Source organism: Reyranella sp. CPCC 100927 (assembly GCF_007859315.1).
Classification (GTDB): domain Bacteria; phylum Pseudomonadota; class Alphaproteobacteria; order Reyranellales; family Reyranellaceae; genus Vineibacter.
This window is the reverse complement of the sequence record NZ_VOHA01000001.1, coordinates 534872-558149: the sequence shown is the minus strand read 5'-3', so window position 1 is coordinate 558149 and position 23278 is coordinate 534872. Positions and strand designations below refer to the sequence as shown.

At 66.3% G+C, this 23278-nt stretch carries 13 protein-coding genes; 11 read left to right on the top strand and 2 right to left on the bottom strand.

What is annotated here, in order from left to right:
• The first annotated feature begins 31 nt into the window (after window positions 1-31).
• The 9 genes from FQU96_RS02435 to FQU96_RS02395 all read left to right on the top strand — a co-directional run bounded on the left by FQU96_RS02435 (window position 32) and on the right by FQU96_RS02395 (window position 9359).
• Complete coding sequence (locus FQU96_RS02435) at window positions 32-787, top strand: ABC transporter ATP-binding protein (RefSeq protein WP_255467798.1); 756 nt, start codon at window positions 32-34, stop codon at window positions 785-787.
• Window positions 784-1509, top strand: coding sequence for an ABC transporter ATP-binding protein (locus FQU96_RS02430; protein ID WP_146539239.1), 726 nt, complete (start codon window positions 784-786; stop codon window positions 1507-1509). Before FQU96_RS02435 ends, FQU96_RS02430 begins: the two co-directional genes overlap by 4 nt.
• A complete protein-coding gene (locus tag FQU96_RS02425) occupies window positions 1506-2399 on the top strand; it encodes a branched-chain amino acid ABC transporter permease (protein WP_146539238.1) in 894 nt (297 codons plus the stop codon). The genes FQU96_RS02430 and FQU96_RS02425 overlap by 4 nt, the downstream gene beginning before the upstream one ends.
• Window positions 2396-3361: a branched-chain amino acid ABC transporter permease gene (locus FQU96_RS02420; protein WP_146539237.1), complete on the top strand. Its 966-nt coding sequence runs from the start codon at window positions 2396-2398 to the stop codon at window positions 3359-3361. Before FQU96_RS02425 ends, FQU96_RS02420 begins: the two co-directional genes overlap by 4 nt.
• Before the next feature lie 16 nt (window positions 3362-3377).
• A complete protein-coding gene (locus FQU96_RS02415) occupies window positions 3378-4652 on the top strand; it encodes an ABC transporter substrate-binding protein (protein WP_178130265.1) in 1275 nt (424 codons plus the stop codon).
• A 10-nt stretch (window positions 4653-4662) separates the two neighbouring features.
• Window positions 4663-5712, top strand: coding sequence for an aldo/keto reductase (locus FQU96_RS02410; protein ID WP_146539235.1), 1050 nt, complete (start codon window positions 4663-4665; stop codon window positions 5710-5712).
• Between the two features lie 10 nt (window positions 5713-5722).
• Window positions 5723-6070 carry a TIGR04076 family protein gene (locus FQU96_RS02405; protein ID WP_146539234.1) on the top strand — a complete coding sequence of 116 codons (348 nt, stop codon included), beginning with the start codon at window positions 5723-5725 and terminating at the stop codon, window positions 6068-6070.
• A 251-nt stretch (window positions 6071-6321) separates the two neighbouring features.
• Window positions 6322-8043 carry a type I secretion system permease/ATPase gene (locus tag FQU96_RS02400; protein WP_146539233.1) on the top strand — a complete coding sequence of 574 codons (1722 nt, stop codon included), beginning with the start codon at window positions 6322-6324 and terminating at the stop codon, window positions 8041-8043.
• Window positions 8040-9359: an HlyD family type I secretion periplasmic adaptor subunit gene (locus FQU96_RS02395; protein ID WP_146539232.1), complete on the top strand. Its 1320-nt coding sequence runs from the start codon at window positions 8040-8042 to the stop codon at window positions 9357-9359. Before FQU96_RS02400 ends, FQU96_RS02395 begins: the two co-directional genes overlap by 4 nt.
• Before the next feature lie 101 nt (window positions 9360-9460).
• Here the strand turns inward: FQU96_RS02395 and FQU96_RS02390 are convergent, their stop codons facing one another.
• Together FQU96_RS02390 and FQU96_RS02385 are read right to left on the bottom strand one after the other, a co-directional pair.
• Entirely contained in the window at window positions 9461-16897 is a 7437-nt protein-coding gene (locus FQU96_RS02390; protein WP_146539231.1) for a choice-of-anchor I family protein, read from the bottom strand.
• A gap of 499 nt (window positions 16898-17396) precedes the next feature.
• A complete protein-coding gene (locus FQU96_RS02385) occupies window positions 17397-20576 on the bottom strand; it encodes a bifunctional cytochrome P450/NADPH--P450 reductase (protein ID WP_146539230.1) in 3180 nt (1059 codons plus the stop codon).
• Window positions 20577-20830: 254 nt separating this feature from the next.
• On the opposite strand from FQU96_RS02385, the gene FQU96_RS02380 reads away from it, so the two are divergent.
• Both FQU96_RS02380 and FQU96_RS02375 read left to right on the top strand, forming a co-directional pair.
• A complete protein-coding gene (locus FQU96_RS02380; RefSeq protein WP_146539229.1) occupies window positions 20831-22309 on the top strand; it encodes a wax ester/triacylglycerol synthase family O-acyltransferase in 1479 nt (492 codons plus the stop codon).
• 102 nt (window positions 22310-22411) lie between these two features.
• Entirely contained in the window at window positions 22412-23188 is a 777-nt protein-coding gene (locus tag FQU96_RS02375) for a triacylglycerol lipase (protein ID WP_146539228.1), read from the top strand.
• The last annotated feature ends 90 nt before the right edge of the window (window positions 23189-23278 follow it).

Genomic DNA, 23278 nt, shown 5'->3' with positions numbered 1-23278 from the left:
TAGCATACCGTTCCCGTATATGACCTCCGTCATGCTGGAGACGCAGAACGTCACGGTGTCGTTCGGCGCACTTCGGGCGGTGGACGGCGTCAGCCTGTCCCTTCCTGTCGACGCCATCACGGCGCTGATCGGTCCCAATGGCGCCGGCAAGACCACGCTGTTCAACGCGCTGGCCGGCGCGATCCGGCCCGACTCGGGCACGATCCGCTTCGCCGGCACCCGCATCGACGGCCTGGCGCCACATCGCGTCTTCGCGCTGGGCATCGCCCGCACTTTCCAGATCCCGCGACCGTTCGCCGAACTGTCGGTGATCGAGAACCTGATGACGGTGCCGCCGCATCAGGCCGGCGAGGCGTTCTGGCGCAACTGGGTGATGCCCACGCGCGTGCGGGCCGAGGAGGCGCGGCTGCGCGACAAGGCCGAGGAGATCCTCGACTTCGTCTCGCTGCGGCCGCTGGCGCTGGCACCGGCGCGCACCCTGTCGGGCGGCCAGCTCAAGCTGCTGGAACTGGCACGCGCCCTGATGGCCGATCCGCGCTTCATCCTGCTCGACGAACCGGCGGCCGGCGTCAACGCGGCGCTGCTGGAGATCATCGTCGAGCGCATCCAGGCACTGAATGCACGCGGCATCGGCTTCCTGGTGATCGAGCACAACATCGACCTGGTGACCCGCCTGTGCCATCCCATCGTGGTGATGGCCCAGGGCCAGGTGCTGGTCGTCGGCGATGCCGCCACGGTGCGCGCCGACCCGCGCGTGATCGACGCCTATCTCGGAGATATGGCGTGAACGGCCCTCTCTTGGAGGTCCACGACCTGGTAGCGGGCTACCACCGTGACCTGCCGATCGTCGATGGTGCCTCGCTGTCAGTGTCCGCGAGCGAGATGGTGGTGCTGCTGGGTCCCAACGGCGCCGGCAAATCGACCCTGATGAAGGCCATCTGCGGCCTGGTGCTGGTCATGGGCGGTGCGATCCGGCTGGACGGCCGCGACCTGGCTGGCGTGCCGACACATGCCGCGATCGCCGCCGGCATCGGCTACGTGCCGCAGGTGCAGAACGTCTTCGTGACGCTCACCGTCGAGGAGAACCTGCGCGCCGGCGGCTTCGGCACCACGCCCCAGGTGACGCGCGAACGCATCGCCGAAGCCTACGCGCGCTTTCCCTTGCTGGCCGAGAAGCGACGCCAGCTCGGCGGCGCGCTGTCGGGCGGCCAGCGCCAGGTGCTGGCCATCGCGCGGGCACTGATGACGCAACCGCGCCTGCTGCTACTGGACGAGCCCAGCGCCGGGCTGGCGCCCAAGGCAGCGCAGGAGGTGTTCGCCGCGGTGCGCGGCATCTCGGCCGGTGGCGTCGGCGTGCTGATGGTCGAGCAGAACGTGAAGGCCGGCCTGGCAGCGTCGGACCGTGGCATCGTGCTGGTGCAGGGCCGGCCGGTGCTGGTCGACAAAGCCGAGGCGCTGGCGCGCGATCCGCGCCTGACGCGCGCCTTTCTGGGCGAGCGGGTCGCATGATCCTGCAGCTCCTCACCGACGGCCTGCTGACCGGCGCCGTGATCGCGCTGGGCGCCATCGGCATCACGCTGTGCCTGGCGATCCTGCGCTTCGCCAATTTCGGTTACGCCGAATTGCTCACCGTCGGCGGCTATGCGGCGCTGGCCGCGGTGCTGGCCTACGGCGGCACGGGCGCGCCGCTGGGCCCGTTTTCATTCGGCGGCTTCCTGGGGGTTGCGCTCGCGGTCGGCCTGGCCGTGACGGCGGTCGTGGCACTGGTGTCCGATATCGTCGTCTTCCGGCCGTTGCGCCGTCGCGGCGCCGGACCGCTGGTGCTGATCTTCGCTTCGTTCGGGCTGGCCCTGGTGCTGCGCCACATCGTGCTGCTGATGTTCGGCACCCAGCCGGAGTACTACAGCCGCGAGATCCAGATCGCGGTGCTGCTGCCGGGCGACGTGCGCGTGATGCCGGACCAGATCCTGGTGCTGGCCGTCACGGTCCTGGCGCTCGTGGCGCTGTGGTGGCTGCTGAACCGCACCCGCGTCGGCCTGGCGATGCGCGCCGTGGCGGAGAACACGGCACTGGCGCAGGCCTGCGCCATCGATCCCGAGGCCGCGGTCCGCTGGACCTGGATCGTGAGCGGCATGCTGGGCGCGCTGGCGGGGACCTTGTTCGGGCTGACGGTGCAGCTGCGGCCCGAGATGGGCGCCAACCTGCTGCTGCCGCTGTTCACCGCCGCGGTGCTGGGTGGCGTCGGCAGCATACCGGGTGCCGTGATCGGCGGTCTGCTGGTCGGCGTCGCCGAGAACCTGTCGGTGCTGGTGCTGCCCACCAGCTACAAGGCGACCGTGCCGTTCCTGATCATGCTGGCCTGCTTCCTGCTGCGGCCCAAGGGGCTGTTCGGCAAATGATGGGAATTCTCTCCTACCTGGTGTTCTTCGCCACCGTGGCCTCGATCTTCGCGATCGCCACCCTGGGCCTCAACCTGCAATGGGGTTTCTCCGGCCAGTTCAACGCCGGCGTGGTGGGCTTCATGGCGATCGGCGCCTATACCTACGCCGCGCTGACGGCGCCGGCGCAGCACGAGCACGTCGGCGGCCTGGACTGGCCGGTGATCGCGGCGCTGGCGGCGGCAATGGTCGTGACCGTCCTGGTGGCGCTCGCCATCGGCCGCCTCACCATCCGGCTGCGCACGGACTATCTGGCGCTGGCCACCTTCGGCATCGCCGCCGCCATCAACCATCTGGCGCTGAACCTGGAAGGCATCACCGGCGGCGGCCGCGGTATTGCCGGCATCGCCAAGCCGTTCGCCGACCTGCCGCCGTTCTGGTTCGGGCTCGCCTTCCTGGCGCTGGTAGCCGTCGTGCTGGCGGTCGTCTACCTGATGCTGGAGCGGCTGGTGCGCTCGCCCTGGGGCCGGGCGCTACGCGCCGTGCGCGAGGACGAGGTCGCCGCTGCCGCCCTGGGCAAAGACGTCGATCGCATGCGGCTGACCGCCTTCGTGCTGGGCGCCGCGCCGATGGGCCTGGCCGGCGCGCTGTACGCAGCCTTCATCGGCTATGTCAGCCCCTACGATTTCCTGGCGATCCTGACGTTCCAGATCTGGGCGATGCTGATCGTGGGCGGCAGCGGCAACAACGCCGGGGCCGTGCTGGGCGCCTTCGTCGTGTGGGCGCTGTGGAGCCTGTCGGGTGTCCTCGTCGTGCAGATCGTGCCGAGCACGCTGCAGGTCCAGGGCGGTGCCATCCAGGCCATCCTGATAGGCGTGCTGCTGATCGCCATGCTAGTTTTTCGGCCACGCGGCCTGATGGGCGAGCGACTGCATTCGTCACCGCTGTTGCGGGACGATGCGTCGCCGGGCCGGCAGAAATGAAACGGGGGAGACGACCATGAAAAACAAGTACCTGTTGGCGATCGCCGGCGCCCTGACGCTGGCGCTGACGAATGGCATGGCGCTGGCGCAAGGCGCGCCGCAATGCCCGGTCAAAATCGGTGCCGTCATTCCGCTGACGGGCCCGCAAGGCCCGATCGGCAAGCCGATCGCCGACTCCACCCAGTTGGCGGTCGAGCATGTCAGCGCCGCCGGCGGCATCAAAGGCTGTCCGGTCGAACTGGCGCTGCGTGACGACACCGGCCAGCCGACCTTGGGCGTCGACGCAGCGCGCTATCTGGTCGACGTGCAGAAGGTACCGGCGATCGTTGGCGTGGTCGGCTCAGGCATCGCCACCGCGATCGTGAGCTCGGTCACCACCGCCGCCAAGATACCCATGGTGTCGTGCTGCGCCGTGACGCCGACGCTGACGCGGCTGTCGGAGGAAGGCAAGACCGGCGGCTATTTCTTCCGCACCATCCCGACCAGCCGCGTGTTCGGCGTCGCCCACGCGGTCGCGGCAACCGACCGCGGCTACAAGAACCCGGTGGTGATCTACGTCAACAACGACTTCGGCTCCTCGCTCCTGCGTGACATTGAAAAAGCGCTGGGCACCCTGGGCGGCAAGATCGCCGGCGCCGTTCCGTACAACGAGAACCAGCCGAGCTATCGCACTGAGGTGAACCAGGCACTGGCCATGAAGGGCGATGCGCTGATCCTGCTCGCCTTCTCGCAAGACGGCGCCACCATCGCGCGCGAGTGGATCTCGCTGGGCGGCACCCAGAACCTGGTGCTGCACAACACCCTGCGCTCGACCGACTTCATCAACGCCGTCGGCGCCCGCTTCCTGACCAAGGCCGTCGGCATCGACAACGCGCAGGTCGCCGGCCCCTCGGTCGACGCTTTCAATGCCGGCTTCAAGGCCAAGTTCAACCGCGATCCCATCGGCCCCGGCCTGCACACGGGTTACGATGCGGTCGTGGTCACGGCGCTGGCCATGCAGCAGGCCGCGGCCCTGGATGGTACCGCCATCCGCGACACCCTGCGGCTGGTGCAGGATCCCGCCGGTGAAACCGTCATCCCCGGCGTCGAGGGCATCAAGAAGGGCCTCGAGGCCATCAAGGCCGGCCGCAAGGTGCGCTATGTCGGCGCCACCGGGCCGTTCACGTTCGACAAGAACGGCGACGTCACCGGCCCAGCGCTGGTGTGGAAGGTCGAGGACGGCAAGCTGGTCACCGACAAGGTGATCGATCTCGAGCAGATGACGGCCCTGTTCCGTCGCATCGGTTTCTGAGGCTACCCGCATGGTCGAACGCGTCCCGCTCGCGCCGGGTTATTCCGGCTCGCGCATCATCAAGGGCAACTGGCAGCTCGCCGAGCGCCACGGGCCGACGGTCGACCGCGGTGCCGCGCTCGACGGCATGCGGCGCTTCGTCGAGGCCGGCTTCGACACGTTCGACTGCGCCGACCACTACGTCGGCGTTGAGGAGCTGATCGGCGACTTCCGCAAGAGGCATCCCGATCTGGCACGACGCCTGAAGGTCCACACCAAGGTGGTGCCGGATCGCGACGTGCTGGCCAGGATCAAGCGCGCCGACATCGAGTTCCTGATCGACCGCGCGCGCCAGCGTCTGGGAATGGACTGCCTCGACCTAGTGCAGTTCCACTGGTGGGATTACGACACACCGGGCTACGTCGAGTCGATGGGCTGGCTCGCCGACATGAGCCGCGAGGGCAAGATCCGGCTGATCGGCACCACCAACTTCGACGTGCCGCGCCTGAAGGAAATCACCGCCGCCGGCATCGGCATCGCTGCCAACCAGCTGCAGTACTCCGTCCTCGACCGGCGGCCAGAGAGCGGCATGGTCGACTTCGCCCAGGCACACAACATGGCGCTGCTCTGCTACGGCACCGTCGCCGGCGGGTTCCTGTCGACACGCTGGCTCGGCGCATCCGATCCCGAACCGCCGCTCGCCAACCGCTCACTGGTGAAGTACCGCCTGATCATCGACGAGTTCGGCCCCTGGGACCTGTTCCAGGCGCTGCTGAGAACCCTCGATCGCATCGCGCGGGACCACGGCACCTCGATCACGGCCGTGGCCACGCGCTGGGTGCTCGACCGGCCGGGCGCATCGGCCGCCATCGTGGGTGCGCGCACCGATGCACATCTCGCCGATCTGCTCGCGGCCGACGCTCTGCGACTGACAGCGGCGGATCGTGCGGCGGTCGACGCCGTGCTGGCACAGGCGCACGGCCCCAGCGGCGAGTGCTATGCATTGGAGCGCGAGCCGGGCGGCCGGCACGCCAGCATCATGTGGACCAACCAGAACCTCAAGGGCGTAGGCGCCCGCTAGGGAGCGAACCATGGGTGACGACGATTTCCAGCTCTACGACCTGAAGGTCGAGGTCGTGCACGGCGACAAGAGCCGGCCGATGGTGTGCCAGCATCGCGAAGGCGACAGCTTCGTGCTGCGCGGCAGCCGCATCGAGATCGCCTCCGGCGACAGCTTCGGCATGTGGGCCATGCTGGCCGTGCTGCCGTTCCTGCCGGCCAAGCAGCGCCCGACGGTCAAGGGCGACTGGATGACCACCGATGCCAACATCGGCTGCACCGATCCCAACTGCGGCGCCCATTTCCGCATCAGCCGGCTGGAGCTGCGGTCCTACAAGCACGCCGACTTTACCAAGGTGCCGCTGACCGCAACCACCTAGGTACCGACTATCGCTAGAGTGTGACTCAGGATCGTCATCCCGAGCGCAGCGAGGGATCTTTCGATGCAGGCGCACCCGTGCGTCACTTCAGAAGATCCCTCGCTGCGCTCGGGATGACAGCTGTATCAGGGACGCGTGATTCCGAACCAGGCACAAGGCCAAAAGCCCACAAACATCACCGCCGGGAGTCACAGAACCGTCGCTGAACCTCCGCTAGATCGTCGCTGAACCTGGACTTTGGGAAGGTCGCGATGGGGCTGTCGAACGTCATGGGCCGCGCCGCCATGCGCGGCCTCCTGGTCGTCGCGGCGATGACGTTCATCCTCAATCTGCTGGCATTGATCCTGCCGGTCTACATGCTGCAGATCTACGACCGCGTGCTGTCGTCCGCCAGCATGCCGACCCTGGTCTACCTGACCCTGATCGCGCTCGGGGGCCTCGCTATCCTGGGCGCCATGGAGTCCATCCGCCAGGTGGTGGTGCAGCGCATCGGCGCCCGCCTGGAGGTCGATCTCGGCGAACGCCTGCTGGCAGCCACGGTGCAGAGCGGCGGCCGCGCCGACGCCGCGGCGCTGGGCCGTGATCTCACCCAGGCCCGCACGTTCCTGACCAGCCCCGTGTTCTCAGCACTGCTCGACCTGCCGTTCACACCGCTGTTCCTGGTCCTGGTCTTCCTGATCCATCCGGCGCTGGGCAGCCTGGTGCTGGCCGGTGCCGGCGTGTTGCTGGTCATTACCATCCTGAACCAGCTGATGGTGCGCCGGCCGCAGGAGCGCAGCGTACGCGACACCGCCACGGCAGGCCTGTTCCTGGCGTCGTTCACGCGCAATCACGAACTGCTGCGCGCCATGGGGATGCTGCCCACCGCCGCCGCCGCGTGGGGTGGCGCGACCGCCGCCGCGCTGGGCGCGCAAGATCGTTCCGTGCGCATCAACGCGGTCTTCACCGGCATCTCGCGCTTCATCCGCATGGGCGTCCAGATCGGCATCCTCGGGCTGGGGGCCTATCTGACGCTGAAGCAGGAGATCACCGCCGGCATGATCTTCGCGACATCGCTGGTCGCGGCCCGTGCGCTCACGCCGATCGACAACCTGATCGCCGGCTGGAAGGGCCTGCTGCAGACGCTGATCGGCCTGCGTACCGTCGATCGCGCGCTGGCCGCCACGGCACGGCCCAACGCCCGCACCCGCCTGCCGGCACCCAAGGGGCATCTTGCCTTCGAGAAGGTGGTGTACCTGCCGCCGGGAGCACCGGAGCCTACCCTCAAGGGGATATCGCTCACCATCGAGGCCGGCGAGGCGGTGTGCCTGGTCGGCCCGTCAGGCGCCGGCAAGTCGACCTTCGCGCGGCTGGCCGTCGGCGCGCTCGCACCGACACAAGGCACCGTGCGCCTTGACGGCTCGGACCTCGAGAACTGGGATGCGGTGGATCGCGGCGCTCACGTTGGCTACCTGCCCCAGGACGTCGAGCTCCTGCCCGCCAGCGTTGCCCAGAACATCGCCCGCCTCGATACACAGGCGCCGACCGATCAAGTGCTGGCGGCGGCGCAGCTGGCCGGCGTGGGCGAGCTGGTGAAGCGCCTGCCTGACGGCTACGACACGCGCGTCGGGCTGGGCGGGCTGCCGCTGTCCGGCGGCCAGCGCCAGCGGGTTGCACTGGCCCGGGCGCTCTATGGCCCACCACGACTGGTCGTGCTGGATGAGCCGAACGCGCATCTCGATCGCGACGGCGAGGCCGCGCTGAACGCCACGATCCTGCAGCTCAAGCGCCTCGGTGCCACGGTGATCGTCGTGTCGCAGCGCGCCGGCGTGCTGCAGGCCGTCGATCGCGTTCTCTTCATGCGCGACGGCCAGGTCGCGGCCTCGCAGAGCCGCGACGAGGCGTTGGCCCGCATGTCGGGCACCTCGGTGCCTGTGGCAGCCGGCGCCGAGATGCCGGCGCGCCCGGCCGTTGCCCGGGAGGCCCGCGCATGACGACGGCGACGCCGCATTGGTCAAAGCAGGTGAAGACCTCGTTACTGGGCCCGTCGCTGGTGGCACTGTTGATCGCCGGCGTCGGCATTGGCGGTTTCATGGGATGGGCCGCCACGGCACCGCTGGCGGGTGCCGTGATCGCGGCCGGCAACATGGCGGCCAGCGGCGAGAACCAGATCGTGCAGCATCTGGAAGGCGGCATCGTCAAGGAGATCCATGTCCACGAAGGCGATGTCGTCACCGCCGGCCAGCCGCTGCTGAGCCTGGATCCCACCGCCGTCGAAGGGAACCTGAGCCGGCTGCGCACGACCTTGGCGACCTTGCGCGCCGACGAGGCGCGCGTGCTCGCTGAACAGCGCGGCGAGCACGCGATCACGTTTCCACCCGAGTTGCTGGCCGCCGACCTCGACCCGTCGGTGAAGGACGTCGTCGAGTCGCGGACCACCGAGTTCACCGACCGCCTGTCGCGCTACCGCAACGAGATCCGCATCCTGGAGGAACGCCTGGCCGGCCTGGACCAGGAAATCGCCGGCGCCGAAGCGCAGCGTGTGGCCACGCAAAAGCAGATCGGTTTCATCGCCGCCGAGTTGCGCGATGTCGAATGGCTGTTCAAGCAGGGCCTCGCCCGCCAGGATCGCTTGTTCGCGCTGCGCCGTTCCGAAGCCGATCTCGAGGGGCGTGCCGGCGCCTTGCTGTCAACGATCGGCAAGGCCCGCCAGTCCATCGCCGAGATTCGCCAGCAGATGGAAAAGCTGGGACATGAACGGCGCACCGAGGCGGTCGCGCGCCTGGCCGAAGTCCGCGGCCGCACCGCCGATACGCGCGAGCAGATCCGCGCCGCCGAGAGCATCCTCAGCCGCATCGTCGTACGGGCACCGACCAGCGGCACCGTGGTCAAACTTAACGTCAACACCGTGGGTGGCGTGATCGCGCCGGGCGCACAGGTGCTGGAACTGCTGCCGGCCGGCGTCGATCTCGTCGTCGACGCCCGCCTGCAGCTCGCCGATATCGATGCCGTGAAGGTCGGTCAGCCCGCCAATGTGCGATTGGCGGCGCTCAATCAACGCACGACTCCTGTCGTGCACGCGCAGGTCATGTTCGTGTCGGCCGACAAACTGGTGGACCGCACCAACCAGCAGCCCTACTACCGCGTCCGACTGGCGTTCGACACCAACCAGCTCGGCCCTCACGATCGGGCCCTGCTGGCGCCGGGCATGCCGGCCGAAGCCTTCATCACCACGGAAGAGCGCACCATGCTGCGCTATCTCTTCCGCGCCATCGAAGACAGCCTGGCCCGCGCTTTCCGCGAGTCGTGATCACTATAGCTTCATGGTGAGCTTGTCGAACCATGAAGCTATAGCGCCGTTGGTGGGGAGAGCCTTCATGGTTCGACAAGCTCACCATGAAAGCTTTTCTCCTACACGACCGTATCGTTCTGGACGATGACGTGATCGGCGAGGATGCCGTTGGTGAGATAGGTGTCGACAACGGCCAGTGTCTGCCACTGATTGCCGCCACCATCGACATCGACCTGCACCTCGGTGCGCTTGCTTCCGGTGATATTGGCGCGCAGGAAGCCACTGCCGATCAGGTCGAACGCATCATCACCCGTGAAGCCCTGGAACAGGCTGTGCGAAAGCACGATCGCATCCTGGTCCCGGCCCGTCACCTTGAGGTCGGTGATGGTGTCGTTCGCCTCGCCGATTGACGCAAAGACAAAGTGGTCGACGCCGCCGCCGCCGGTGAGCCGGTCATTGCCGCCGCCGCCAATCAACGTGTCATTGCCCTCACCGCCGTCGAGCGTGTCGTTGCCCGCCCCGCCCTCGAGGCGGTCGTTGCCCTTGCCGCCATCCAAACGGTCGTTGCCATCGCCACCAGACAGGCGATCGGTGCCCTCACCGCCGTCGAGGCGGTCATTGCCGGCATCGCCCCTCAGGGCGTCGTCGCCACGACCGCCATCGAGACGATCGTTGCCGCCGCCGCCGCGCAGGTCGTTGGCGCCGTTGTTGCCGGTGAGTTGATCGTCCGCCGAACCACCGATCAGGTTCTCGACATTGATGATGGTGTCCGACCCGAAATGAGTGGTGCCTTCGGCGAGATCGAGCCGGATCGCGCGCGTGGCGGCACTGAAGTCGAGCGTGTCAATGCCGGCACCGCCGTCGTAGCGGTCGTCGCCATCGTTGGTACCGCTGATCACGAACGTGTCGTCGCCGTCACCACCCTTGATACGATCATCGCCAGTGCCGCCGGTGATCACATCGTTGCCGGCATCGCCGAAGATCGTGTCGTCGCCGGCGCCACCGATGAGGTCATCCGCCCCGGCGCCGCCTTCGACGACATCATCGCCGGCACCGCCGTCGATATCGTCGTTGCCGTCGTCGCCCGACAACCGGTCATCGCCGGTGCCGCCCAGGATGCGGTCATCTCCCGCCAGACCCCTGACGCGGTCGTCGCCGCCCAGGGCATCGATCCGGTCGTCGCCGGCCGTTCCGTCGATGACATTGTCGCCGTTGTCGCCATTGATCGGCGCGCCGACCAGAACCGTGTCGTCACGGAAGTTGAGGTTCTGGATCCGGGTGTCGCCGGCGATCGGCGTGTCGGCCTCGCGGTAGGCCGTTTCCGGTGTCGCGTGGAATTCCTCCAGGAATTCCCGGAACGCCTGCTGCTCGCCCATCACGCCGGCGGGGATGTTGGCCGGCAGGGTGAAGTCAAGCGCCTCGTCGACCGGCGCCGACAGGGTGCCGTCATCGAGCAGGTAGCGGAAGTTCTCGCCGTTGGCCTTGGCCGGATAACCATCGCCGCCGTTGGCGGTAAAGTTCAAGGTGACGATGCTGATCCGGGCCGGCGCGCCGGGCAGTACGACGCCGTCATCGACCAGTGCCGCGATGACATTGCCGTCGTCGTCGACCAGCGCAACATCGCGGATACGCGACCCCGGTGTCGAGCCGTTGTTTCCTGGCAGGTCCGGGTCGAACGAGAACCGCACGCCACCGATCTGCGGGAAGCCGCCGTTGTTGGCGGACAAGCCGGCACCCCAGTTCAGGATGTTCAGCAGACCCTGCGGAGTGGTGTCGAACACCATCAGCTTGTTGTCGAACCGCAGCGCATTCTCGATATCGAGTTGCGAGATGGCGCCGGCAGGCTTGCCGGCATCGGGATTGGCCGCCGGTGGAATCTTGTTGCCCGTGTCGTCGTCGATCGAGCCGATCTGGGCCCGGATACCGCCACCGTTCTTGAGCGACACCAGGAAGGTGCCCTCGCCGACCGCTGCGCGCGCCGCGAAGCTGTTGGCATCGGCGCTGATATTGCCGAAGTTGGTCTCCTGGGTGCGCACAAAGGCACGTTCACCTTCGAGGTAGACGTCGGTGTAGCCGAAGATGTTGCCGTCCTTGTCGGCAATCACCGCATCGACGGCCTGCGTGATGTCACGCACCTGATCGCCCTTGGAGCCTTCGGCGAAGGCCTGGTCGATGTCGTCGCCGTAGACTCGCTCCAGCGTCTGTTGATTGGAGGCGTAAGCGCCGTTGATCGCCTGGTAGTCGTCGAGCTTGGAGACATCGATGACGCCGTTGGCGTCGAATTCGACCACCAGCCGGCCCAGGTAGGTGTACTCACCATCGGTGTTCACAATCAGCGTCGGCGCGCCGTCGACGCCGGCCGTCACGATGGGATAGGTGTCCGCGAAATTCGCCTCGTGTCCGGGGAATGTTGCCGGCACGTCGTCGGCATCACCCAACCGGGTGTTCGAGCCGGCCGCCAGGATGATGTCGACGCCGCGCAGCAGGGTTGCCAGCTGCTTCTCGTTGGCGATGCTCTGCAGGTGCGACGTCACGACGATCTTGTTGACGCCTTGCGCGATCAGGCCGTCGATGATCGGCTGCAACTGCGAGGCCAGCAGCGCCATGTCGTCGACTTCCTCGTTGTCGCCGGGCTGGCCGGCGGTCGGGAAGCCCTTGACCTCGGTGCCGTTGGGCGAGGAGATCCGCTCCAGCACCTGGGTCGTGGCCGCGACGATTCCGATCCGCTCGCCGCCCTCGGTGATGATGGCCGACGGCGCGATACGGCCGGCGATCGTCGACGCCTCCTGACCGCCTGTGGTCGTCCGGGGTGCCAGGGCACTGTCGTTCGTGAAGTCGAGATTGGCCGACAGATACGGGAACTTCGCTCCCACCCAGGCGCCTGACGGCGTGAAAGCATCGCGCAGCACGGTCGAGCCGAGGTCGAACTCGTGATTGCCGATCGTCGAGGTCTCGACACCGAACGCGTTCAGGATCGCGATGTCGGGACGTCCGGGAGCCGTGGCGCCGATGACGGAATTGAGGGACGGGTCGGTGCCCGCGTTGAGGAACGGTCCCGGCAGGAAGTTGTCACCGCCTGACAGGATGAGCGTGTTGGCGTACTGATCGTCGAACCGATCGATCAGCGCGCCCATGATCGGCGCCGTGTCACCCGCCAGCAGGCCGGCTTCGCCGTCCGACATGTGCAGCAGCTGCAGCGTGAAATTCGGCGGCGTCGGCGGCGTGATCTGGTAGACCGTGGCGGTGTTGCTCACCTCGTTGCTGACCACGACCAGGTTCTGGCCGTTGGGCGAGTCGGCGGCCGAGATGAAGAGGACGCCCTCGGGACTGACGTCTCCAGGGGTCTGCAACAGGCCTGTGTAGGAGACGTGATCGGGGCTGGTGATGTCGAACATCAGTGTCGTATTGGACCGCTCCAGCGCGACGAAAGCGTAGGTACGATCGCCCACCGTACCGACGGTGATGCCCTCCGGCTCGGCGCCCTTGTTGTCACTGCGCGTGTCATCGAACAAGCCTGGCGCCTGCACCGCAATGCGCTCGATGAGATCAGCGCTGTCGAACACACGGTTGCCCTGGGCGTCGACGATCGAGAAGGACCGGCCGCCGTAGGTCAGGATCTGGTCGATATCACCGTCACCATCGGTGTCGCCGCGCAGGCCGGGCGCATTGGAGACCGAGTGGCGTCCCAATGCGGCGCTTTCCTTCAAAGCCGCTTCATTGGGGAACGTGCTGTCATCCAGGTCATAATTCGTGTTGCCGACCCGGATCGTCTCATCAGGCGTCAGGAAGTCATCGCGGTCATCACCTTCGTTGGCCATCACATAGTAGGTCTGGCCACCGACCTGGTACGCGGCGATCGCGTCGGGCATGTACATGCCGAAGATCGGCGCGTTGTTCACCAGGTTGATGCCACCATCCTGATCGCTGACATCGATCTGCAGCCCGGCCCAGTTCTTCAGGCCCAGCGGCACGATGTCAGTGAAAGTTGCCGTCGCGATATCGAGCAGCGCCACGGCATTGGCCTCCTGCAGGGTCACCATCGCCGTCGTGCCGTCAGGCGAGATTGCGATGTATTCCGGTTCGACGTCCTGCGCGACGGTCTTGCCGGCAAAGATGCGCACACCTTCGGCGCGCAGCGCGTCCTCCTGGCCATTGAATGCCGTGAACGTCGCGGTCTGCACCGTTGCCGACGCCACGCCACCGGAGAGATCGATGATGCTGACCGAACCATCGGGATCGGTGCCCGATGCCGGTACTTCACCCTCGTTGGCAACGAGGACCTTCTTACCGTCGGCCGTGAAGGTCAGCATGTCCGGCAAGGCGCCGACGTCGACCGAGCCCAGCAAGGCACCGTCTGCCGCGTTCAGGAACACCACCTTGCCGGGCAGCGTCTTGTCGCTGTTCGGCAGTGCCACCGCGACGATCCCGTTCTTCACGGCAACGCTGGTGATGTCGGTGCTGGCGAAGCCCAGGGCGGTAAAATCGATGGTCGCGAGCAGCGCCGGCGCCGCGGGATTGGCCAGGTTGACGACCTGCAGGCCCGAGCTGGACGTCACGAACAGCCGGTCGCTGCTGGGATCGAATGCCGAGATTTCGGCACCGGCGAGACTGACGCGGCCAACCTGCGCGGCAGTCACATCGTTGGTGGGCGTCGTCGACAGGGCCGGCGTCATGGCAAAGCTCGCAATCAGTGAATCGTGGTCGCTGACCTGATCGGCGAATTCCGAGTTGATGTGCACGACGTCATACCGGGCAGAGCTGCGCAGGCTTGTCGTGACCGCCATCTGGTCGAGCGATTGGGCGTTGCCCTCGAAGTTGTAGTCGTAGCTCTCGGATGGTGGCAGCAGACTACCCAGAACAGTGAGCACCTGCGTGCCACCCGGCGTGTACTCAGGCGCGGCGTCGGCATCGGGCCCGTCCTGGTAGGTCGCGCGGCCTTCCAGCACCTTGATCGGTTCCTCGAACTCGAACTCGTTGAGGTCGCCCGTCACCAGGACCCTTGCGTTGGCATTGCTTGCCAGCAGCGAGTCGACATAGGTGTTGACCGCCTGGGCCTGGGCGGCGCGCGCCGCCTCGGCACCGTTGAGCGGCGGCTGGTCCGATCCGAACAGCGCGCCGCTGCCGCCCTTGGACGAGAAGTGATTGTCGATGACGGTAATTTCCTCGCCGTTGAACGTAAAAGTAGCGGCCAGTGGCAGGCGCGACTGGAAGAACGGATTCGACGGATCGGTATTCGAGCCGACGGACGTTGTCGGATTGCCGTTGGCGTCAATCGTGCGCAGCGAGCTCTCGATCAGGTCGACGCCACGATCGACACGATAGATGAATGCCGTGCGAATGTTGCCGCCGGGCTGTCCACCATTGAGATCGTCGCCGATGAACGGATTGTCCTGGAAAGCATACTGCGCCGAACTGCCGGCGGCAGCGGCTGCCGCGTTGATCGTGTCGACCAGCCGCTGCAAGGTCGCCGATGCCGATGTCACCGCGCTGAGTTCGGCACCGTCGTTGTCCTGCACTTCCTGAAGCGCCAGGATATCCGGCGCCCGCAGGTTGTCCAGGATCTGGCTGGCGATCTGCGTGAACTTCGCCGTGTCGTCATCGACATTGGCCTGGCGCTGCGCTGGCGTCGCACCGGCCACCAGATTGATGTCCTCGACCTTGGGATCGAGATTCTCGACGTTATACGAGGCGATCGTAATGCGCTCGGCAGAGCCGGTGACCGACGTGGTCTCCCGCGTCAAGGAACCCGGGTTGGCCACGGTGAAGGTCTGGGTCGGCGTGATCTGATAGTTGCCGAAATCGTAGCCGACGACCCCGGTCACATCGCTGAGCCGCGCGCCGGCATTGACGTCCGGTGACACGAAACCCGCCAGCACCCCGCTGTCATCGTCGATCTGGATACGCTCCGGATTGAAGTCGCCGCCAACCGTATTGGTGTCACCAAATGCCGGCTGACCGCCTTCGACCAGGATCGTGCCACGGTCGGTGAGGCCCGTGGCGTTGAGCCCGTTGGCCGGATCGTCATCGTTGTCGACGACCGTGTAGATCTCGCCGAAATCGCTGGTCGGGCCGGTGGCCACGGGGTTCTTCACCGTGACCAGCATGCCCTCGAGGCTTTCGTAGAAATCAATGCCGTCATGGACCGGGTCGAACGTGGTGAGACCGTCGTCGTCAAGAACCTCGGTCGGCGGCTTGCGTCCGGCCGAGCCGCCGAGTTGCGTCGCCACGATCGCGGGACCAACGCCGAGATCCGTGATGTTCGCCGCCGTAGCGGTGATCTCAGTAAGGGACAGGCTGCCCGGTGCCGCGCCATTGGGTGTGAATTCGCTGACCTGGCCGTTGACGCTGACCAGATGGCCGACCGTTACAGAGGGCGCGCTGCTGGTGAACACGAAGATGCCGTCCGACGTCGCGATATTGCCATCGCCGGTCGGGTCCTGAATGTAGAAGCCGTTGCTATCGACTGCAGTCACCACGCCCCGGGTCGTCACCGTCTGGCCGGCGAAGGCCGACACGTGGCCCGCACCCTGGATCGTATAGATCGCGACCGTCTGTGCCGCCGGCGCGGTCGTGAAGTCGAGTGCATCAGCGGCGATACCGGCGAAGGCATTGCCGGCGTCGTCCTGGATCGCGCCGGACGCGACGACCACGTCATAGGCAGTGCCGGCCGCAAGGTCGACCGCCAGATCGATGGTGGCGGTATTGCCGTTGAACGTGACCGTACCATCGGTATCGGCGGTACCGACGGTGATGGTGCGCACATCCCCGGCACCATTGGAGATGGTGATGTCGCCGCTGCCCGCCTGCACCGCATCATTGAAGGTCAACACGATATTCGCCGACGTCGCGATACCCGTGGCATTGTCAGCCGGGCTGGACGAGACCAGTGACGGCGGCGTGGTATCGGGGCCACCGCCACCCAATACCGTGCTCGTCACCTGGATGTCGTCGATACCCACCCACTCGTCACTGCCGGCCGCGTTCGTCGTCAGAATGCGCACCTGGATCTGCGACTGATTGGCCGCATCGGCCGGCAGGGAGACATCGACCGCGGTCACCTGGCTTGCCGCACCGACCGTCGTGGCATCAGCGACATAGCCACCCGCGACATTCGTCCAGGTACCCGAGGCACCGACACGATACTGGACCGCGACCTGCTGGACCGCATCGTCAGTCGAGGCGTCCAGATCGCGCACGTTGAACCGGACCCGCACGTCCTGCTGGCCGGTTGCATCAAGGTAGATCACGAGACTGGGCGCATCCGCCGTCCCCGAGCCATTCAGCGCGATCGTCGGGTCAGCGATGGCGAACTCGGCAACACCACCCGCGGTCAGCGTGTTGGGCGCGGTCTGATTGGCAATCACATCGAGCGCGCCCAGGTTGGCCGCCGTCAGCGTGCGCGGATCAACGCCCGTCGGGGATCCCGCGTCGATGTCGCCCAGGAAACCTTCGATGCTCGGCACGCCGGCCCAACTGTCATTGGCGGTGATCAGGCCCGCGTCGTTCCAGGATTGCGTCAACGGGCCGGATGCGAGCGCGTGGTAGATGGCCGACATGAAGCTATCCTCCTGTTGTCAGGCCGCATCACCGCCGGAGTCGCGCACGCGGCGCGACGCTGTGTCGTGGATGACGAGCGGGGCAGCAGACCGTTGAAAGGCGCGCAGGGAACGCGAGGGATGCCTTTCGTAGCGATGAGAATTTACAGGTCTGTGTCTTCGCGTTCACAGCTACGTGACACGGAGCTGACGCCGCGGGATAAGTTCAGCGTCGCATTCCCGGTAATATTTTTGCTGTCCCAAAACGCGTGACAACAATGACAACAATGACGGAAAACAAATTTAAGTACGTCGGAGGTGTTCTGGACGTGTGTTTCGTTACCGCGAGTCACAATCTTCATTGATACGAGCGAAGGGGCGCACCGAGGTTCGTCGCGGCGATATGGGTAGCGCCCATAGCGCATCAAGGAGTCCAAAAATCGGCCCCTGGAATAATCTCCTGGGAGCGCGGGCCTCTGGCCCGCTCATGAGCGGGCGGGACGCCCGCGCTCCCAGGATTTCAGGCGAAGACGTCGGGGACGTAGCGGCCGGAGCGTTCCATTTCAGCCAGCCAGACCGAGGCCTGTTCGTCGGTGCAGCCGACGGTCTCCTTGTAGATGTCGGCCAGCGTCTGCCGCGCCGCCGGCGCCATGTTGAGGCCATCACCGCACAGGAACACGATGGCACCCTGGCGGAACAGGGCCCGCACCTTCTCGCGCTCCTGCCACAGCCGATGCTGCACGAAGGTGATGTCGCCTTCGGGCCTGCGATAGAACGCCGGCAGCAGCGAGACGATGCCGTCGCGCTCCCAGGCCTCCAGTTCCTCGCGATAGAGGAAATCGACATCGGGATGATCGCAACCGAAGAACAGCAACGCCGGCCCGGCTTTCTCGCCGGCAGCGTCGCGCAACGCGCGTTCCTGGACGAAGCCGCGGAACGGCGCCAGGCCGGTGCCGGCGCAGATCATCACGACGGGCGTGGCGTTCGACGCCGGCGGATGGAAAGGCACGTTCGGCGTCTTGATGGCCACCGGGACCTGATCGCCGACCTTCATGCGTGACAGGTAGCTCGAGCAGGTGCCGCGGAACTGGCCCTGGCCCGACCAGGCCGGCGCATCGACGACGGCCACCGTCAGGCTGCACTGTGCCGGGTCCATGCGCGGCGATGACGAGATGGAGTATTGGCGTACGCGCATCGCCGGCAGCATCTCGAGGAACTGCCCGAGATTGACGTCGCAGGACGGCCAGGCCTCGAGCAGCTCCAGCACGCTGACGCGCTTCTTCAGGATCTCGGCCTGGTAGCGCTCGGGATCCTCGGCGATGGCCGCGAGTTCCATCTTGTGCGGCGGACAGGGATTGAGTGCAGCCAGTTGCTCGACATTCTTGCGGGTCGCCGGCGCCGACAGCTCGACATGGCGGCCGAACAGCTCCTGGATCGAGACAGGCCGATCCGTGGGCAGCGACGCCGCCATCGCTCCACGTGTGGAGCGCAGAACCACCGCCGCGTCCGGACGCAGCCCCATGCGGCGCGCGGCGCGATCGATCAGATCGGGGTGGTTCTCCGGCAGCACCGCCAGGTAGTCGCCCGCGGCGTAGGTGATGCCTTCCGGCAACGTGAACTCAAGATGCCGCTTCGAGCGGCCCAGCGGCGACGTCATGTCGACCAGTTCGCGGTTGTCGCTGATGACGGCGAAATCGAGCTTGTTCTCCTCGACCAGCTGCAGGCTGGCCGACGGCACGACCTCGACGTCGTACAGGGGACCACCGGCAACCTCGGCCAAGGCGACGCCCAAGGTCGACGACACGGTCGGCCAGAATGCGCCGTACCATTTCTCGAAATCGCCGAAGAAATCGGCCCGCGCATCGCCCTCGCCGCGCTCCATGAACGACTGCGCCCCCGCGCGGCTCAACAGGTCGTCGATCTGCTTGGGTACGGTCTGGTAGGTCATCGTCCAGTCGCGATTGCCGCAGCCGAACAGCGCATAGCGCACGCCCATCAGCGCACCGTCCGGCACGCCGGCCAGCCAGGTCAGGAACTTGCGCGCATTGTCGGGTGCCTGGCCGTTATACGATGCCGTCACCACGCCCACGGCGCCTTCCTTGGGCAGCATGCCAGCGTAGTCGTCGAGCGGCGCCACCTTGACGGCATAGCCGCGGGCCTGGCCATCGCTGGCGATGCGCCGCGCGAACGCCTCGGACGAGCCGGAGTTCGAGCCGTACAGCAGCAGCAAAGGCGTGCCGTGCGACGGCACCGCCGCGGCGGCGGGCGCCGGCGCGGCGGTCGGCACCGGCGCCATCCGCGTCGCCATCGTGCGCGCCACCTGCTTGCGCACGCGGGCGTAGATCTTGAGGCCCTCGGGCTTCAGAGTCAGCGTTTCCTTGACGACCAGCTTGTAGGGTGCCGTGGTCCGCAGGTCGAAGCGCTGCAGCATCATGGCGATCACCAGCAGCGATTCCTGCCAAGCGAAGGCCCGTCCGATGCAAGCGCGCACGCCGTTGCCGAACGGCAGCCAGGCCTGTGGCGGAATCTTTTCCCGCAGTTCAGGCGTGAAGCGATCGGGATCGAAGCGTCCGGGATCCGTCCACACCGCCGGATCGCGATGCAGCGACGGCGTCAGGATGGAGAGCACATCGCCCTTCTTCAGGGGATAACGTCCGGCCAGCAGGGTGTCTTCCTTGGCCCGCACCGCGAACAACGGTGCCGTCGGCCAGATCCGGATCGATTCGCGCAGCACCTGATCGATGTAGGCGAGCTTGGCGATATCCTCGAAGCGGGGCACGCCGTCGCCCAGGACCGCATCGACCTCGGCGCGGGCACGGGCCAGCATCTCCGGATTCTCAAGCAACAGGTGAGTCGTAAAGGACAGCAGGCCGCTGGTTGTCTCGTGGCCGGCGATCAGGAACGTCACGAGCTGATTGCGGATGTTGGCGTCATCGAGACGATCGCCTGTGATCGGATCCTTCGCCGTCAGCATCAGGTTGAGCAGGTCGCGCGGCGCCTCGTCGGGGCTGAGCCGGCGGCGCTCGGCGATCACCTCATCGGTGATCTGGTGCATCAGGCGGCAGTCAGAATCATACTGCCGCTGCGTCATCAGCATCAGGCGTGTCTGTAGCGGCACGCGGTTGGTGCGGTTGCCGGCCTCGGCCAACGCCCGCACCATGGCATCCACGAACAGGTGCATCTCGCGCTGATAGAAGGAATTGAAGCGATTGCCGAAGCCGCACAGCGCGATGGTATCGAGCGTCAGGCGGGTCATGTTGTCGGCAACGTCGATCGGTGCCGCCGGCCCGAACCGTTCCCAGCGCGTCAGCATCTGGTCGGCGATATCAAGCATGTCGTCGAAGTAGTTGCGCATCGACGCCGGCCCGAACGCCGGCATCAGGATGCGGTGCGCCTTGGACCAGTTGGGCTCGGTCCCGTAGGCCGTGAACAGCCCGTCACCGGCGAAATCCCGGATATGCTTCAGCGCACCGTGGACGAACTTTTCGAACCGCGTCTCATCACACGCATCGCTCACCAGCTCAACCGAGCTCAACACCAGGATTGATCCGCCACCCGGGAAGGCGAGCCGATAGATCGGCCCGTGCTCCTCGGCGAGCTTCATCATGTTCTGGATCGGGATCTCAAAACCAACATCCGGCACATTGCCGACGATCGGCCGTACGCGTGGTTGTGGAATCGAAACCGGGCTCGTCGACATCGTATCCTCCCTACTGCCTTTACACGTCCTGAGCTGCCTGACGCGCTTTCTTGCAACCCGACGATCGCTCGCCGGGCCGTACTTCAGCCTGGCAAGACTAGGCTGATTCGGTCCTCTTTGGCGAGACGTCCCCTCACGCCGAGAGGACAGACCTTGCAAGACCGTTCGGTTTCGCAGGAAGATGGCCGTCGCAGCCTGGCAACGATAAGCTAACGGGTGGCCCAAACGCCCGACGTCCGGCGCGGGAGGACACGATGACGCGACTCGGCGGCATAGACGCCAATTTCCTGTATCTGGAAACAGCCGAAACGCCGATGCACGTGGCCGGCTTCACGCTGTTCGACCTGCCCGAGGGCTATACGGGCAGCTTTCACGACAACTATCGCGACATGCTGGTGAGCCGCTTGCACCTGGTGCCGATCTTCAGCAAGAAGCTGTCGCCGACGCTGCTCGACATCCATCACCCATCCTGGGTCGATGCGCCTGACCTCGATCTTTCCTACCATTTCCGCAACATCACGCTGCCGGCGCCCGGGTCGATGGAGCAGCTCGAGGCGGTGATCGCCCGCCTGCATTCCCAGCAGCTCGACCGCAACCAGCCGCTGTGGCAGTTCACCACCATCGACGGCATTCACAACGGCCAGGTCGCGCTCTATTCGAAGGTGCATCACGCCGCAGTCGACGGCGGTGCCGGCATGGTGATCACCAACACGATGTACGACCTGACCCCCGAGCCGCGGAAGGTGAAGCCGCCAGCCACGCCGAACCAGCCGGCAACCGCCAGCCGACCCGACCCGATCGGCGACCTGGTCACCAGTATGGTGCGCTTCCAGCTCGACATGTGGCGGTCGGCGCCGGAGGTGCTGGGCAATGTCGCCAGCATGTTCTTCCCCAAGGTACCGCGTGGGGCGCCGTTGTCGCAGTACCTACCCAAATCACCGATACGCGAGCTGCCCAAACTGGTGGCGCCCAAGACGCCGTTCAATGCCACCATCACCGGTGACCGCTCCTATGCGGCGCGGTCGCTGTCGCTGGCCGAGGCCAAGGCTGTCGGCAAGGCGACCGGCGGCAAACTGAACGACGTGGTGATGGCGGTCTGCGCTGGGGCTTTGCGGCGGTACCTGCTGGGACGCGGCGAGCTGCCCCAGTCGGAGCTGATCGCCTTTGTGCCGATTTCCCTGCGTGAGCTGGGCAACACCGACATGAACAACCAGGTGTCCGGCATGATGTGCGGGTTGGCCACCCACATCGACGACCCGGTCGCCCGCATCAAGGCCATCCAGGCCTCTTCGGCCGATGCCAAGCAGGTCGCCGCCGGCATCAAGGACATCGTACCGCAGGATTACGCCTTCTTCGGCGCTCCCATCCTGATCCGCGGCCTGAACGAGCTTTACGGCAAGTCCGGATTGGCTGACATCCTGCCGATGTCATGCAACGTCTGCATTTCCAATGTCCCCGGCCCCAACGTGCCGCTGTACGGCGCCGGTGCCAAGGTAGCGGCGCTGTATCCGGTCTCGATCCCCACCCACGGCTGCGCCCTGAATCTCACGGTGCAGAGCTACCTGGGCCATCTCGATTTCGGACTGACGGCGGACCAGCGCGCGGTGCCCGATATCGGCCGACTGGCCGATTTCGTGATCGAGGAGTTCGCGGTACTGAAGGCAGCCGTCCTGCCAACCAAGCCGCCGGGACCAGACGCCGCGGCAGGGGCCAGCCGGCCAGCCAGCCCTTGAAAATGACGCCGGCGTCTTCATATTTATGTAACAGTAGTGTCTGTGTGGTCTTTCCGACCCACCCCCGGGTCGCCCAGCCAACATAACGATAGGACACACCGGATGTCGGTCGCCGCTCAGGCCATTCAGCCACCGTCACGCGCTCTGTTGATGCTCGAAGGCCGAGCCCTGTGGGAACTGGGCGCGTTCGCCGCGTCATTGCCGATGCTGACCCTGGCGCCGCGCGGCGATGGCCATCCCGTGCTGGTATTGCCCGGGCTGATCGCCAGCGATGTCTCGACCCGCCCGCTGCGCGGCTTCCTCAACGGCCAGGGATACAAGGCGCACGGCTGGGGCATGGGCCGCAATCTCGGCCCCCGTCCCGGCGTGCAGGCCATGATGCAGGTCCGCCTGCGTGAACTGCACCAGCGCTACGGTCAGAAGATCAGCCTGGTGGGCTGGAGCCTGGGCGGCATCTTCGCCCGCGAGCTGGCCAAGGAGATGCCCGAGGCGGTGCGCACGGTGATCACCCTGGGCAGTCCGTTCGCCGGGCACCCCAAGGCGACAAATGCCTGGCGCGTGTTCGAAATGGTCAGCGGCGAGAAGGTCGCCGATCACGAGTCGGCCTTCGTCCACGCCTTGCGCCAACCGCCGCCGGTACCGGTGACGGCGATCTACAGCCGCTCGGACGGCATCTGTGCCTGGCAGAACTGCCGCGAACAGCCCGGCCCGCAGGCGGAAAACATCGAGGTCCCCGGCAGCCACTGCGGCCTGGGCCACAACCCCGCGGTCATCTATGCCGTGGCCGAGCGCCTGGCCCAGCCCGAAGGCAGCTGGCAGCCGTTCCAGCGCACCGGCTGGCGCGCGATGGTCTTCCCGGACCCCACCCGACCGGATTGAGCAAGATCGTCATCCCGAGCGCAGCGAGGGATCTTTCGCGGAAGACGCACGGTGCGCCACTCGCGGAAGATCCCTCTCCTGAGCCTGCCG

Coding starts and splice junctions, on each gene's coding strand:
- FQU96_RS02435 (WP_255467798.1), top strand. CDS start 32: ATGCTGGAGACGCAGAACGTCACGGTGTCGTTCGGCGCACTTCGGGCG.
- FQU96_RS02425 (WP_146539238.1), top strand. CDS start 1,506: ATGATCCTGCAGCTCCTCACCGACGGCCTGCTGACCGGCGCCGTGATC.
- FQU96_RS02420 (WP_146539237.1), top strand. CDS start 2,396: ATGATGGGAATTCTCTCCTACCTGGTGTTCTTCGCCACCGTGGCCTCG.
- FQU96_RS02415 (WP_178130265.1), top strand. CDS start 3,378: ATGAAAAACAAGTACCTGTTGGCGATCGCCGGCGCCCTGACGCTGGCG.
- FQU96_RS02410 (WP_146539235.1), top strand. CDS start 4,663: ATGGTCGAACGCGTCCCGCTCGCGCCGGGTTATTCCGGCTCGCGCATC.
- FQU96_RS02405 (WP_146539234.1), top strand. CDS start 5,723: ATGGGTGACGACGATTTCCAGCTCTACGACCTGAAGGTCGAGGTCGTG.
- FQU96_RS02400 (WP_146539233.1), top strand. CDS start 6,322: ATGGGGCTGTCGAACGTCATGGGCCGCGCCGCCATGCGCGGCCTCCTG.
- FQU96_RS02395 (WP_146539232.1), top strand. CDS start 8,040: ATGACGACGGCGACGCCGCATTGGTCAAAGCAGGTGAAGACCTCGTTA.
- FQU96_RS02390 (WP_146539231.1), bottom strand. CDS start 16,897: ATGTCGGCCATCTACCACGCGCTCGCATCCGGCCCGTTGACGCAATCC.
- FQU96_RS02385 (WP_146539230.1), bottom strand. CDS start 20,576: ATGTCGACGAGCCCGGTTTCGATTCCACAACCACGCGTACGGCCGATC.
- FQU96_RS02380 (WP_146539229.1), top strand. CDS start 20,831: ATGACGCGACTCGGCGGCATAGACGCCAATTTCCTGTATCTGGAAACA.
- FQU96_RS02375 (WP_146539228.1), top strand. CDS start 22,412: ATGTCGGTCGCCGCTCAGGCCATTCAGCCACCGTCACGCGCTCTGTTG.